This window comes from Yinghuangia seranimata, assembly GCF_029953285.1.
GTDB lineage: Bacteria > Actinomycetota > Actinomycetes > Streptomycetales > Streptomycetaceae > Yinghuangia > Yinghuangia seranimata.
Window position 1 is genome coordinate 26,280 of record NZ_JASAOI010000087.1, and the last position, 13,654, is coordinate 39,933.

The following is a 13,654-nucleotide window of genomic DNA, read 5'->3' on the forward strand; positions in this document are numbered from 1 at the left end:
CGGCGGCGCCGGAAACGCGTCGAGGGCGCCCCCGGGCTCGGGGGCGCCCTCGACGGCGCTGTGTTACGGGCGGGTCAGGAGTGCATCAGGCAGTACAACTGGTCGCCCGCCCGGTGCAGTTCGTGCGCGAACGCGGTCCAGTCGTGCAGCATCCGGTACAGCAGGTAGGCGTCACGCGGGATGCGCCGGTCCGGCACCGTGGACCAGATGAACGCCGCGGCGCCCAGCTCCTCGTCGGTCGCGTTGCGCAGCACTTCAAGCAGTATCGGCGGCAGCTGCATGACGGCGTGCGCCGGGTGCAGCACCACGAGTTCGAGCGGCGGCGTGGACTCGCGCGGCGTGTCGCCGAGCAGCGACAGCACCATGGCGCTGACGGTCTCCGGCTTCACGTTGCTGATGTACGAGTTGCTCGGCCGCTCGCGCAGTTCGCCGAGGTCGAGCGGGTCGATGAGGGGAGGCACCCGGGCGGCGGACGCACGGTCGGGCGCACCGAAGTACTCGTACGTCACTCCCACCGGCCGCCTCCTTTCGTGCTTCCGCCGTGCCTTGCCGCCGTGCTTGTTGATCGTCCCAGGAACCCTGTGCACAGGGCACGAAGCTTAGGTAACAGGTGTGCACCACTCGAAGGTGCCGGGAACCGGCTGTCCTGAGGAGGCGTCAGGAACCCCCTGATGCGATCGGCAAGTCGGCCAGGTCGCCCTGGACTTGCGCGTTCCGGAACACCCCGGCCTTGCGTCCCGCCGCCGGGGTCGCGGTCACGCGGATCGCGTTGCCGGTCTTCTCGACCTTGACGTCCGAGAGCAGTTGCCTCCACGGGGCTCCGGACCGCGTCGACTGCTTCGCGAAGAAGTCCTTGACCGCCGCGACGGGGTCCTGTCCGGCGGCGATGCCCTGCAGCGGGACACACAGCACCTCGGTGGCGGGCTTGCCCTTGCCGCCGCGCACCCCCGCCGCGGTGAACACCGGGTGGGCGCCGCCCCTGCCCCCGGCGTCGTCCGACGGGGCGTGCAGGGACGCGGCCAGCACATCGCCGAGGCATGCCGCGGACTCCTTGAAGGCGTCGACGTCGGCGAGCGTCCTGCCGTCGGCATGCGCGAGGCCGTCGACCACCGCGGCCGACGGGCCGTGCACGATCCGCCCGCTCCCGACCTCGGCGACGTTGAACTGCGTGACCGCGGCCGGCAGCGGCGCCTTCTGAAGGCCCATCTCGTGGTCCGGCGCGGTCCGCCACACCGAGGCACCGCTCGGCGTCTTGTCCTGCTTGGCGTTCAGGCCCTTGAGCTTGCCCTCCACCGCGGCCGCGTCGAACGAGCCCTCCAGGACGCCGCCGTTGTCCGGCGGCTCGCCCGCGGACCACGCCCGGTCGGCCTTGGCCAGGTCGATGCCGTACGCCTCGGGGACCATCTGGTACACACTGGCCAGATCGCCCAGGCCCGCGTCCGTCAGCGGGCCGTACGGGCCCTGGAGGACGCCGCCGTTGGCGTCGCGGACGGCTTTGAGGTCGCCGTACTCGAAGGAGACCCGGTTGCCCGGCAGGTCGGCGGTCTTTCCGAGGGCGTCCTCGAGGCCGCTCGACGACGAGCCGCCGTCGTCCGACGAGCAGCCGGCCGTCAGCGCCGCCGTGACAGCGACCGCGACGGCCAACACCGCCGCGCGCGCCGGGCCTCTGCCAATTCGAGGAGCACCCCGAAACAAGCCCGACCGCATCCCTGCCGCCACGCGCACCCGCCCCTGCTCGAAACCGCGCCGCCCTGTCGCACCCCCCGTCATGCCGCGGCGAGTGGGACTCCCGAGACGGCAGATGACGGATCGTCTGATAATACCGACCTGTTCCGGCTGACCGGTCCCGCCCGGCGGGTCCATTTTCCCGACTTTCGGCCGTACCTCGGTCGGCACGCGTCCCGCACGCACCCCGGCACGCCCCTGGGCGGCCCGTCGGCACCCCGGGACGCGCCGCCGCCCGGCCCCGCCGCCGGGTGGCCGGGCCCCCGTCCCCGCAGTGAGACGATGGCTTCGTGAGCCCTGTCAACGAGATCCCGTCCTACCCCTCCGATGCCCCCGCGTCGCAGGCCCTGTTCGACCGGGCCCGCGCCGTCACCCCCGGCGGCGTCAACTCGCCGGTGCGCGCCTTCCGCGCGGTCGGCGGGACGCCGCGCTTCATGGTGTCCGGGCGCGGCCCCTACCTGACCGACGCCGACGGCCGCGAGTACGTCGACCTGGTGTGCTCGTGGGGCCCGATGATCCTCGGCCACGCGCACCCGCAGGTCGTGGACGCGGTGAGCGCCGCCGTCGCCCGCGGCACGTCGTTCGGCACGCCCGGCGGCGGCGAGGTCGAGCTCGCCGAGGAGATCGTCGCCCGCGTCGCCCCCGTCGAGCAGGTCCGCCTGGTGACCTCCGGCACCGAGGCGACGATGTCGGCGATCCGGCTCGCGCGCGGCTTCACCGGCCGCAGCAAGGTCGTCAAGTTCGCCGGCTGCTACCACGGCCACGTCGACGCGCTGCTCGCCGCGGCCGGCTCGGGGCTCGTGACGTTCGCGCTGCCGGACACCCCCGGCGTGACCGGCGCGCAGGCCGCCGACACGCTCGTGCTGCCGTACAACGACCTGGAGGCGGTGCGCGCGGCCTTCGCGACGCACGGCGACGACATCGCGTGCGTCATCACCGAGGCGGCGCCCGGCAACATGGGCGTCGTCACCCCCGCGCCCGGCTTCAACGCGGGGCTCGCCGAGCTGTGCCGCGCGCACGGCGCGCTGTTCGTCTCGGACGAGGTGATGACCGGCTTCCGCGTCTCGAAGGCGGGCTGGTTCGGCGTCGAGGGCGTCACCCCCGACCTGCTGACCTTCGGCAAGGTGATGGGCGGCGGCTTCCCGGCCGCGGCGTTCGGCGGCCGCGCGGACGTCATGGCGCACCTCGCTCCGGCGGGCCCGGTGTACCAGGCGGGCACGCTGTCGGGGAACCCGGTCGCGACGGCCGCGGGCGTCACCACGCTGCGGCTGTGCGACGACGCGGTGTACGCGCACCTGGACCGTGCGTCGCTGACGCTGCGCACGGCGGTGTCGGAGGCGTTCGCCAAGGAGGGCGTCGCGCACACCGTCTCGGCGGCGGGCAACATGTTCTCGGTGTTCTTCACCGACCGCCCGGTGACGAACTACGACGAGGCGCGGACGCAGGAGTCGTTCCGCTTCTCGGCCTTCTTCCACGCGATGCTCGACGCCGGCGTGTACCTGCCGCCGAGCGCCTTCGAGGCGTGGTTCCTGTCCGCCGCGCACGACGACGCGGCGCTCGACCGTATCCTCGACGCGCTGCCGCGGGCCGCCCGCGCCGCGGCCGAGGCTTCCCCGGAGGGCAACTGAGCATGGCCGAGCGTTCCGACCGCGACGTGACCGTCGTCCACCTGATGCGGCACGGCGAGGTGCACAACCCCGAGGGCGTGCTGTACGGCCGGCTGCCCGACTACCACCTGTCCGAGCTCGGCGTGAAGATGGCCGAGCGGGTCGCCGACCACCTGGCGTCGCGGGACGTCACGCACGTCGTGGCGTCGTCCCTGGACCGCGCCCAGGAGACCGCGACGCCGATCGCGGCCCGGCACGGGCTCGAGGTCGCGACCGACGACCGGCTGATCGAGGCGGCGAACATCTTCGAGGGCAAGACCTTCGGGGTGGGCGACGGCTCGCTGCGCAAGCCGGAGTACTGGAAGTACCTGAAGAACCCGTTCAAGCCGTCGTGGGGCGAGCCGTACATCGAGCAGGTCGTGCGCGTCATGGGCGCGCTCGGCCGGGCGCGCGACCTGGCGCGCGGGCACGAGGCGGTGTGCGTGAGCCACCAGCTGCCGATCTGGGTGACGCGGTCGTTCGTGGAGCGGCGGCGGCTGTGGCACGACCCGCGCAAGCGGCAGTGCTCGCTGGCGTCGCTGACGACGTTCACGTACGAGGGCGACAAGATCGTCTCGGTCGGCTACACCGAGCCGGCGCGCGACCTGCTGCCGGCCAAACTGCTCAAGCAGGCCAAGCAGTTCGGCGCCTAAAGCCGACAATACGGACATTGCGGGTGGTGTTTCGGGGCGGGCGACCGTCCGGAAACGCCACCCGCGTTCGTTTCCGCGGACCCCGTGCGAAGGCGCGCAAACCGCATGCGAAACTTTTCACATGTTCTCGAAGCGCCCCCTCCGCCGCGCCGCGGCACTCGCGGCCGTCGCAGTGATCGCCCTCGTCGGCTGCACCAGCGGCAACGGCGGAGGCAAGTCGGTGGGCGGCGACCAGCAGGGCTACGTCCAGGGCGACGGCATCAAGCTCATCTCCGCCGGCGACCGCAAGTCCGCCCCGAACGTCGAGGGCAGGACCGTCGACGGCCAGGACATCTCGCTCGAGCAGTTCAAGGGCAAGGTCGTCGTGCTCAACGTGTGGGGCTCCTGGTGCGGCCCCTGCCGCAGCGAGGCGCCCAACCTGCAGAAGGTGTACGACACCACCAAGGACGCCGGCGTCGCCTTCCTCGGCATCAACACCCGCGACACCTCGCCGGACGCCGCCCGGATGTTCGAGCAGCGCCAGCAGATCACCTACCCGAGCGTGTACGACCCCGAGGGCAAGCAGATCCTCAAGTTCCCCGGGAACCTCAACCCGGCGGCCATCCCCAGCACCCTCGTCATCGACAAGGACGGCCGGATCGCCGCGCGGGCGCTGCGCGGCATCACGGAAGAGGAGCTGCGCTCGATGGTCGACTACGCGATGAAGGGCTGAGCGCGTGCTGCTCGCCGCCGACGCCACCGCGACGGTCACCAGCGGTTCCCTGCTGCTGGCCATACCGATCGCGCTGTTCGCCGGGCTCGTGTCGTTCTTCTCCCCGTGCGTGCTGCCGCTGGTGCCCGGCTACCTGTCGTACGTCACCGGCGTCGCCGGCGCCGACCTGAAGGACGCGCGGCGCGGCCGCCTGCTGCTCGGCGTGCTGCTGTTCATGCTCGGCTTCACCGCGGTGTTCGTGTCGATGGGCGCCGCGTTCGGCTACTTCGGCAGCAGCCTGCTGCGGCACCAGGCGCTCATCACGCGCGTGCTCGGCGCGGTCACGATCGTGCTGGGGCTGTCGTTCATAGGCGTCATCCCGGGCATGCAGCGCGAGTTCCGCATCCACACGCGCCCCACCCTCGGCCTGGCCGGCGCGCCCGTGCTGGGTGTGGTGTTCGGGCTCGGCTGGACGCCGTGCATCGGGCCCACGCTCGGCGCCGTCCTCGGCCTGTCCATCGACCAGGCGAGCGCCAACCGCGGCGCGGTGCTGACGGTGGCGTACTGTCTGGGGCTGGGCGTGCCGTTCATCCTCGCGGCCCTCGCCTTCCGCAAAGCGCTCGGCGCGTTCGCCTGGGTCAAGCGGCACTACGTCTGGGTGATGCGCCTCGGCGGCGGACTGCTGGTCGCCCTGGGCCTGCTCATGGTCACAGGCGTCTGGGACCACCTCGTCCGCCACATGCAGACCTGGGTCAGCGGATACACGATCGGAATCTGACGCGTGAGTATCGACACGAGCGAGCAGGGGACCGCCGCCGCCGGAATGTCCACGGCGCCGCAGCCCGAATCCGGCGACCCGCTGCAGCAGCCCAGACTCGGCCTGCGCGGCTGGCTGCGCTGGACGTGGCGGCAGCTGACCTCGATGCGCGTCGCGCTGCTCCTGCTCCTGCTGCTGTCGGTCGCGGCCATCCCCGGCTCGCTGATCCCGCAGCGCGGCGGATCCAACCCGCTCAAGGTCGACGGGTACTTCCGGCAGCACCCCGGGCGCGCCGAGTGGATGGACAAGCTCCAGCTGTTCGACGTCTATTCGTCCTGGTGGTTCTCCGCCACCTACCTGCTGCTGTTCATCTCCCTCGTCGGCTGCATCGTGCCGCGCACCTGGGCGCACGCCAAGGCGCTGCGCACCCGCCCGCCGGCCGCGCCGCGCCGCATGGACCGGCTCCCGGTCTACGCGACGTGGGAGACCGACGCCGACCCCGAGACCGTCCTCGCCGCCGCGCGCGGGCAGCTCAAGAAGCGCCGCTTCCGGCTCACCCCGACCGACGACCAGGTCGCGGGCGAGAAGGGCTACGCGCGCGAGACCGGGAACCTCGTGTTCCACACCGCGCTCATCGGCGTGCTCGTCGCCGTCCTGATGGGCTCGCTCCTCAAGGGCTCCGGGTCGACGCTGCTGGTGGAGAAGTCCGGCGGCGGCTTCGCGAACGTCCTGGCGCAGTACGACGACTTCAACTCCGGGCCGTGGTTCGACACCACCGACATGGAGAAGTTCGGCTTCAAGGTCGACTCCATCACCCAGCGCTTCGAACGCCTCGGCACACAGCGCGGCGCCGCCCGCGACTACAAGGCCGAGGTCACGTACTGGCAGGGCGCGAACGGCACCGACAAGCACGGCACCATCAAGGTCAACGAGCCGCTGGAGATAGGCGGCACGAAGGTCTACCTGACCAACACCGGCTACGCGCCGGTCGTGACCGTCAAGGACGCCCGGGGCAAGGTGGCGTTCAAGGGCCCGGTGGTGTTCATCCAGCAGGACACCAACCGCACCGGCACCGGCGTCATCAAGGTGCCGGACGTCAGCCCCGGCCTCGAACAGCTCGGCTTCAGCGGGATCTTCACCCCGTCCACGGCCATCACCCCGGGCCGCGGTCCGCACTCGACGTTCCCGTCGCTGGACTTCCCCGCGCTGTTCCTCACCGCGTACGTCGGCGACCTCGGCGTCGACTCGGGCATCCCGCAGTCGATCTACAAGCTCAAGACCGACAAGATGCGGCAGCTGACCGAGAACGGCAAGCCGTGGGCGGCCAGCATGCTGCCCGGCGAGACACTCGCGCTGCCCGACAACCAGGGCAGCATCACGTTCGACGGCGTCTCGCAGTGGGGCCAGTTCCAGGTCAGCAAGGAGCCCGGCAAGGGGCTCGCGCTGTACAGCGTGATCGCGGCCATCGCCGGCCTCGTGCTGTCGCTGTTCGTACGCCGCCGCCGCATGTGGGTGCGCGCGGTGCAGGGGGCCGACGGGCGTACCGTCGTGGAGGTCGCCGGACTCAGCCGCACCGAAGGCGGCGGTCTGGCACAGGAGGTGCAGGCACTCGCGGACGATCTGCGGGCCTCGGCACCTGTCGCATCGTCGGGCGGCACCGGCAAGGGCGCTGACCTGAACAAGAGGGACGAGGACTAGGCGTGCTCCTGAGTGCCGAGACGGTCGACGCCGTCAACGAGAACCTGGCGCATCTCAGCAACTGGTGCATGTACTCGGCGATCGCCGTGTACGTGCTGGCCTTCTTCGCGTACTGCGCGGAGTGGGTGTTCGGCGGGCGCAGCCGCGTCGCGCAGCAGTCGGCCGCGCTCGTCGCCGAGCCGGCCGCCGAGGCCGGGGCACCCGCCGCGGTGGCGCCCGCCGCGACGATCGCGGCCGCGTTCGGCGGTGTCGCCGTCGCGACCCGCCCCGTCGCCACCGAGACGCGCACCGGAGGCGGCGACGCGGACGGCGTCGACGCAGGCCGCCCCGTCGTGGTGGTCCGCGGCGGCGGCCACGACGCGGACGCCGCCGACGACCGCGGCGACGTCACCAACGGCGACGAACGCTCCGACCGCTTCGGCCGCATCGCCGTCGGCCTGACCGTCGTCGGCTTCCTGCTCCACGCCGGGACGCTGTTCGCCCGCGGCTTCGCGGTCAAGCGCGCGCCGTGGGGCAACATGTACGAGTTCTCCACCTCGGTCGCCCTCATGGCCGTCGCGGCGTTCCTCGTCCTGATGACCCGCCGCCCGGTGCGCTGGCTCGGCCTGTTCATCCTGCTGCCGGTCATCACGACCCTCGGCGTCGCGGTCACCGTGCTCTACACCGACACGCAGCAGCTGGTCCCGGCGCTCCACTCGTACTGGCTGTGGATCCACGTCTCGACCGCCATCGTCTCCTTCGGCGCCTTCCACATCGGCGCCCTCGCCTCGGTGCTGTTCCTCGTCAAGGAGCGCTACGAGCAGCGCATGGCCTCCGAGGACAAGCCCGCCCGCCGGTGGGACACGATGATGGAACGCCTGCCGGCCTCGGTCTCCCTCGACAAGACCGCCTACCGCGTCAACGCCCTGATCTTCCCCCTGTGGACCTTCGCCGTCGTCGCCGGCGCCATCTGGGCCGAGGTCGCCTGGGGCCGCTACTGGGGCTGGGACCCCAAGGAGACCTGGTCCTTCATCACCTGGGTCGTCTACGCCGGCTACCTCCACGCCCGCGCCACCGGCGGCTGGAAGGGCCGCAACGCGGCCTACCTGTCGCTGGCCGCCTTCGGGTGCTTCCTCTTCAACTACTACGGCGTGAACATCTTCGTGAACGGCCTGCACTCCTACAGCGGAGTCTGACCGCCACGCCCTTCCCAACGAGGGCCGGACGCACCCCGCGTCCGGCCCTCCGGCATGATCGCCTTCGTCCCGATCCGAAGGTGAGTGGTGCATGGCCAAGTTCAGCGCGATCGTCTGCCTACCGCCGGAAGCCGGCGCGGATGTGGAGGCGGCAGTGGCTGCCGCGCTGGCCCCGTTCAAGATATGCGAGGGGCCGGAAGAGACGTGGATGTGGGACGAGTGGTGGATCCGTGACGGCACGGCCGGCTTCCCGGTGATCCCAGGCCACGACGACGACCCCCGGCTCGTGCACCGCAAGACACTCTGGGACGGCAGTCCGGCGGCCCCGCCCGTGCCCGGCTGGTGTGGCGGCGCTCCGCACGAACTGATTGACTTCGCGACCCCGTTGGCGGAGGCAGAGCGTCGCGCCGAAGCGGCGTGGCGTGTCCTCTCCGAGCTGGGTGCCGCCCACCCGCCGGCGGCGTCCTGGGGCGAGCTCCGCGCCCGCAGCCTCGCAGACCCGGACGGGTACCCGTATCCGCAGATGAACGCGGACTACCAGGCGCAGCCGTTCGTCCACGCACTCGCCGAACTGCAAGGCCACGAGCATGTGCCGTTCAGCCAGACCGCCGACCCCTTCGTCTGGCTCGACGACCCGGTCCTCCTCCTCACCGGAGGCTGGCCCGCGTACCGGCGCAAGGCCACCGCCGGCATCATCAGCGCGGAGGCCCTGCTCACCCTGGACGGCCGATGGCTCGATGAGGACGGCGCCTTCGGCTACGCCACCGTGCAGGCGTGCCCCGAGCCCGGCCTGAACTGGCGCGATCTGTACCGGATGGAGGCGACGGACTACCTCCTGAGCCTGCCGGGCGACACCCTGCTGATCCGTCTCGGCTGCCACTGCTGACAGCCGACCGGCTTGTCGCGGCCTCGGAGGCCGCGCCAAGACCCCGTGTGGCACATCAGATTGGGCTCGTGCTGATGTCGAGGCCTGACTGCGCGGATCCTGAACGTGTGGCGCGGCGCCGCCTACGGCGGCGCCGCGCTCAAACCCCGCCTGGTGCTCCGCACTTCGGAGCGCACCGAGGGCAATCGCAGGGGACACGCACTATCTGAACCGCCGTTGTGCGCGCCTGCGAGCTGCAGGTGCGCATACCCGACCCCGGACCTCGCCGACAGCCGACGACGCACCACCGCGTACGGCATGGACTGAGCGAAAGCGCATTGCGTCGCCGCCCGGAGCGGGCGGCAACGCAATGTCGGGGACGTGGCCATCAACCTTGCGCGCGACGCGCCGACCCGGGCGGAGCCTGCGATCACTGGCGCTTTCGGGCCGGTTGCGCGGCGCGGCCGTGGGCCGCGCCGCGCTGGATCTCGCGCGGATTGTCGACGCTCGGGGCTTTCCGTCGTTATGCATCACGGTTATCCGCTCCACCGCCAGCGGCAGCATGACCCGTTCCTTGGGACGCCACCTTCCTCGTCGGCATCGCTACGCCGCACATCCATCTGCCGTGCTTAAAGGCCCGTGCTGTCGATGACCTCAGTGCTCCCAACTCGGGCCGGCCGGTGAGCCGAACCAGACGCATTGGCGGGCGCGGGCGCCGTTCGGGCGCACGGTCAGGCCGAAGCCCGACGACTCCGGGCGGCCGTGGTCGTACCACCAGCGGACGGCGTCGGCGTACTCCTGGACGAGAGCCTCGTCCCCGGCCGCGTTGGTCTCGACGCCGGCTCCGAAGCCGACGGACGCGTACCGGCCGTCGCGCTCCAGCGACAGCACCCGCTCACCGACGGCCGGGTCGTCGCCGCTGGTGCGATGTGTGACGCCGGGCAGGAGCAGGCCGATGACGAACTCGCCGAACCCGCCCAGCGGTCCGTCGAGTCGCGCCCAGTCGGGGCCGAGGGAGACAGGCTTGGTCTCGCCGCCGTCCGGCCATTCGTCCCACGCTCGCGACCGCTGAGACCGCATCACCATGAACGAGGCGACCTCACCGAACCGCCCCACAGCCTCGCCGTCGCGTACACGCAGGCTGACGACGCGCTCGGTGCTGAACGCGGGTCCCCAAGGCATCACGATCTTGCCGTCGAGACACTGTTCCAGCCAAGCCGAGGGCATGTGGCGGATCGCGCAGGTGACGTGGACGCGGTCGTACGGTCCGCTGGACGGCCGTCCGTCGAAGCCGTCCGCGCAGACGACGTCGACGTTCGGAACGCCGGTCGCGTCGAGGTTCCGGCGCGCCGACTCGGCGACGTCCGGGTCGACCTCCACCGTCACGACAGAACCCGTCGGGCCGACTCGGTCCGCCAGGAGCGCGGCGGTGTAGCCGGTGCCGGCGCCGATCTCCAGGACACGGTGTCCCGGGTGCACATCGCAGGCGTCGAGCATGGCCTTCACGACTGTGGGCATAGAGGCCGACGACGACGGGACGGCACCGGCCATCTGCGTTGTCACGGCCTCGTCCGACCGGGCCGCAGCCTGCCACGCCTCCAAGTCCCCCGCTCGCGTGATCCACTCGCCGTCGACGAACAACCTGCCGGGGAGGAACGGCGTGCGGTCCCTCCCCAGCAGACGTACGGACGCGTTGTCCGGCTCGGTCACTTGCCGTCCTTCTTGTCGCCCTTGGGCTTGCGGTGGTCGCCAGTGTTGCCACCGCCGATGGTGTTGGACTGGCCGTCGTTGGAATTGCCCTGCGTCGGCTGGTCGTTCGGCTTACCTCTGGTCCCCATGACTCTCCCTTTTGCATCTCAGGCATCGGCAGAGCGGCCACCCGGAAAGCGAGACGGGCGTGGACAACGGATCGCGTGGGCGGATCACCCAAAGCCGTTCGCTGGACTCCTGACTTGCCGTGCCAGGTACATACGTCCGGATCGTCATACGACTCGCGCGTCGCCCTCGTACCTCGTCGTCCGCCATTCTCCACCTCCCGAGTGACCGTTCCGCTACAGAGCGAACACCTCTCGACGTACGGTGGGAACGGCTGGAAATCCACCAGGCGGAAGCGGGGGACAGGCGATAATGGTTGCTCCCAACGAACTCGACCCGTTCGCGTCGCTGTGGCACACGTTCGGCCACTACCTGCGGGAACGCCGCAACGACCTGGGATGGTCACAGGACGATCTGGGCACCAAGGTCCACGCAACCGGCACCACTGTTGGGTACTGGGAGGCCGCGAAACGGACACCTGACCCGAAGGTGGTCCCCATGCTGGACGAAGTGCTCCAGGCGCGAGGCATGTTGGTGATCCTCGACCACCACGCACGCGAGGCGCTCGCCAAGGTCACACCGAAGTGGTTCGAGGGATTCAAGGCGGCCGAGGCGACGGCGACCCGGGAGCGCGAGTACTCACCACAGTCCATCCCGGGCCTGCTCCAGTGCGAGGCGTACGCGCGTTGCCAGTTCCAGCAGATGCGGGTACCGGACGAGGTGGTCGAGACATGGACGCGCGACCGCATGAAGCGGCAGGAGGTGCTGACTCGGACCGTAATGCCGCTCGACTACTGGGCCATCATCGACGAGGGCGCTTTCGGCCGCCTGATGGCACACCCTGACTTCGCCTCCTCGCAGCTCGCCCACATCGCCGGACTCTGCGAACTCCCCAACGTCACGGTCGAGATCCTGCCGACATCTGCCGGACTCCACGCGTGTATGGACGGCGCCGTGCTCCTCCTGGACCTTGCCGACAGGGGAACATGTGCGTGGTTGGAGCCCATGGGCGGAGGACATCTGATCGCGGAACGGGCCCGGGTCGATCGTCTGGAACGCCGCTACGATCTGCTGCGTACGGAAACGTTGTCAGTTTCCGCGTCAATGAAGGTGATTCGCGAACTCTTGGAGAGCACTTCATGACGAAGCACGACTGCGTTCCCCGATGGAAGAAGTCGAGCTACAGCGGCAACCAGGGCGGAGCCTGTCTCGAAACCGCAGCGTTGACACCGGCGGTAGGCGTCCGTGACTCGAAGGACCTGAACGTCGGACAGCTGATCATCGCCGCGTCCTCCTGGGCGTCGCTGACGGAGTCGATCAAGTCGCTCTGACCTGTGCCGAGGTTGGGCCGTTGCGCTGCGGCGTGGACTGCGCCTGTCTGCACCGTCCCTGACCTGCAACGCTGTTGGCGGCCTCCCGCCCCTCCCGCTTTTGGATTTTCGCGCGGCCGTCCCGCGCGTCAAGCCGCGGTGACCCTGACCCGACTCAGGTGGCCTGTCCCGGGGCGAAGGAGGCGGCTTGACCCGCGGGCCGTCCGCGCTAAAGACCTCGCACCTAGCGGGAGGGGCGGGGAGTGTGGCGCCGCTCCCTCGTTTCACGCCGCTCGCCTGCGGCCCCAGCGCGGTCGCCGCACGATCATGCCGAGCGGGGTTCGCCAGTCTCGCCGTCGGTGATCCGTACCTCCACGCCGGGCGGTTTCCCGAGCCCGGCTGCTGTGCGCTGCCTGATCACCTCGGCCAGGTCGGCGATGAATCGTGCCGGGTCGAGCCGCAGCTCAAGGGGCGTCACCGCCACCACGATGACACCTGCCGCCGTCATCGTTAACCGCCGTCGCTCCGTCCGTGCCAAATCCTCCGGCGAGGAGTGGTAGGCCCAGGAGTTGACCTCAAGTGCCACCCCGAGCTCGACCCAGTAGCCGTCTGGGCAGGCGAGGAACCTTCCGTCGGGGAGGTAGAGCCGCGCGTTCCACACCGCCTTCGGCAGCCCGGCGCCTTCGACCACCTTCCGCGCTTCGGCCTCGGCCACCGACCGCGTCCCGGTCCGCAGTTCTTCCAGCGCGAGATTCAGCAGACGATCCTCGCGCCGGGGCGCCGCCGCCAGTTCCTCCTCAAGCTCGCCGACCGTCACCCGCCGGTTCTGGACCACCTGTGCGACGAGCGCCAGCACATCCCGCTCCCGCTCCACATGCCGACAGGTATCCACCACCGCCCGCGCCAGCCGCACCACCCTCACCCCGCCGATCACCTTGCTTCGCGTCGCGCGTGTAGTCCGTACGAGCCGGATCCACGGAGGCAGTGCCCGCCGCCGCGTTCCGTGTGCGGTCACGACGAGGATGAACGGCAGCGCGGGCACGCGGGTAAGCCCGTACCGTTCCAGCCCGTCCCGCCCCGACAGCAAGGAGCCTTTGCCGCAGTAGAGCAGTGCCGCTCGAATGTGCTGATCCCGCGTAGGGGCGAGACCCGATGTAAGCGCAATGCCAGGCAGGATGACTGTCCAGCGTCCGCCGGAACTGCACCGTCTGGTGAAAGCTCGGTCACCCACGCCGCATTGCCGGGCCTGTGCCCGGGTGATCAGACCGCGCTGGCTGCGGATGAGGGCGTCAAGCTCAGTCGCCATGCTTGTGATGATC

The 13,654-nt window shown here is 70.6% G+C and carries 14 protein-coding genes; 9 read left to right on the forward strand and 5 right to left on the reverse strand.

Translation table 11 applies throughout. The features are described 5' to 3' along the window. Positions 1-74: 74 nt before the first annotated feature. Together QI554_RS40960 and QI554_RS40965 are read right to left on the reverse strand one after the other, a co-directional pair. Positions 75-515, reverse strand: coding sequence for a hypothetical protein (locus QI554_RS40960; protein WP_281477978.1), 441 nt, complete (start codon positions 513-515; stop codon positions 75-77). Between the two features lie 142 nt (positions 516-657). Then, on the reverse strand, positions 658-1,647 hold the full coding sequence (locus QI554_RS40965; protein WP_281477980.1) for a hypothetical protein: 990 nt from the start codon (positions 1,645-1,647) through the stop codon (positions 658-660). A gap of 368 nt (positions 1,648-2,015) precedes the next feature. Between QI554_RS40965 and hemL the strand changes: the two genes are divergently transcribed. The 7 genes from hemL (at position 2,016) to QI554_RS41000 (ending at position 9,231) form a co-directional block, all read left to right on the forward strand. Beyond that, positions 2,016-3,353, forward strand: coding sequence for a glutamate-1-semialdehyde 2,1-aminomutase (gene hemL / locus QI554_RS40970; RefSeq protein ID WP_281477982.1), 1,338 nt, complete (start codon positions 2,016-2,018; stop codon positions 3,351-3,353). A 2-nt stretch (positions 3,354-3,355) separates the two neighbouring features. Then, positions 3,356-4,024, forward strand: a complete 669-nt coding sequence (locus QI554_RS40975; protein ID WP_281477984.1) for a histidine phosphatase family protein — start codon at positions 3,356-3,358, stop codon at positions 4,022-4,024. Between the two features lie 121 nt (positions 4,025-4,145). After that, complete coding sequence (locus QI554_RS40980; protein WP_281477985.1) at positions 4,146-4,736, forward strand: TlpA family protein disulfide reductase; 591 nt, start codon at positions 4,146-4,148, stop codon at positions 4,734-4,736. 4 nt (positions 4,737-4,740) lie between these two features. After that, positions 4,741-5,493, forward strand: a complete 753-nt coding sequence (locus QI554_RS40985) for a cytochrome c biogenesis CcdA family protein (protein WP_281477987.1) — start codon at positions 4,741-4,743, stop codon at positions 5,491-5,493. Positions 5,494-5,496: 3 nt separating this feature from the next. Continuing rightward, complete coding sequence (resB, locus tag QI554_RS40990) at positions 5,497-7,170, forward strand: cytochrome c biogenesis protein ResB (protein ID WP_281477989.1); 1,674 nt, start codon at positions 5,497-5,499, stop codon at positions 7,168-7,170. Positions 7,171-7,172: 2 nt separating this feature from the next. Further along, complete coding sequence (gene ccsB, locus QI554_RS40995; RefSeq protein WP_281477990.1) at positions 7,173-8,345, forward strand: c-type cytochrome biogenesis protein CcsB; 1,173 nt, start codon at positions 7,173-7,175, stop codon at positions 8,343-8,345. A 91-nt stretch (positions 8,346-8,436) separates the two neighbouring features. Beyond that, entirely contained in the window at positions 8,437-9,231 is a 795-nt protein-coding gene (locus QI554_RS41000; protein WP_281477991.1) for a hypothetical protein, read from the forward strand. Positions 9,232-9,864: 633 nt separating this feature from the next. On the opposite strand, the gene QI554_RS41005 is transcribed toward QI554_RS41000, so the two are convergent. Together QI554_RS41005 and QI554_RS41010 are read right to left on the reverse strand one after the other, a co-directional pair. Continuing rightward, positions 9,865-10,920: a methyltransferase domain-containing protein gene (locus QI554_RS41005; RefSeq protein ID WP_281477993.1), complete on the reverse strand. Its 1,056-nt coding sequence runs from the start codon at positions 10,918-10,920 to the stop codon at positions 9,865-9,867. Continuing rightward, positions 10,917-11,048, reverse strand: a complete 132-nt coding sequence (locus tag QI554_RS41010; RefSeq protein ID WP_281477995.1) for a hypothetical protein — start codon at positions 11,046-11,048, stop codon at positions 10,917-10,919. Before QI554_RS41010 ends, QI554_RS41005 begins: the two co-directional genes overlap by 4 nt. Positions 11,049-11,337: 289 nt before the next feature. On the opposite strand from QI554_RS41010, the gene QI554_RS41015 reads away from it, so the two are divergent. Together QI554_RS41015 and QI554_RS41020 are read left to right on the forward strand one after the other, a co-directional pair. Then, positions 11,338-12,168, forward strand: coding sequence for a helix-turn-helix domain-containing protein (locus QI554_RS41015; protein WP_281477996.1), 831 nt, complete (start codon positions 11,338-11,340; stop codon positions 12,166-12,168). After that, positions 12,165-12,356, forward strand: coding sequence for a DUF397 domain-containing protein (locus QI554_RS41020; protein ID WP_281477998.1), 192 nt, complete (start codon positions 12,165-12,167; stop codon positions 12,354-12,356). The genes QI554_RS41015 and QI554_RS41020 overlap by 4 nt, the downstream gene beginning before the upstream one ends. Positions 12,357-12,660: 304 nt before the next feature. Here the strand turns inward: QI554_RS41020 and QI554_RS41025 are convergent, their stop codons facing one another. Continuing rightward, positions 12,661-13,641 (reverse strand): hypothetical protein, encoded by a 981-nt coding sequence (locus tag QI554_RS41025; RefSeq protein WP_281478000.1) that lies wholly within the window; start codon positions 13,639-13,641, stop codon positions 12,661-12,663. Positions 13,642-13,654 lie beyond the last annotated feature (13 nt).

What these genes read in the sequence shown, in the direction of transcription:
- QI554_RS41010 (WP_281477995.1), bottom strand. Translation starts at nt 11,048, where the DNA reads ATGGGGACCAGAGGTAAGCCGAACGACCAGCCGACGCAGGGCAATTCC.
- QI554_RS41015 (WP_281477996.1), top strand. Translation starts at nt 11,338, where the DNA reads ATGGTTGCTCCCAACGAACTCGACCCGTTCGCGTCGCTGTGGCACACG.
- QI554_RS41025 (WP_281478000.1), bottom strand. Translation starts at nt 13,641, where the DNA reads ATGGCGACTGAGCTTGACGCCCTCATCCGCAGCCAGCGCGGTCTGATC.
- QI554_RS41020 (WP_281477998.1), top strand. Translation starts at nt 12,165, where the DNA reads ATGACGAAGCACGACTGCGTTCCCCGATGGAAGAAGTCGAGCTACAGC.
- QI554_RS41000 (WP_281477991.1), top strand. Translation starts at nt 8,437, where the DNA reads ATGGCCAAGTTCAGCGCGATCGTCTGCCTACCGCCGGAAGCCGGCGCG.
- QI554_RS40975 (WP_281477984.1), top strand. Translation starts at nt 3,356, where the DNA reads ATGGCCGAGCGTTCCGACCGCGACGTGACCGTCGTCCACCTGATGCGG.
- QI554_RS40980 (WP_281477985.1), top strand. Translation starts at nt 4,146, where the DNA reads ATGTTCTCGAAGCGCCCCCTCCGCCGCGCCGCGGCACTCGCGGCCGTC.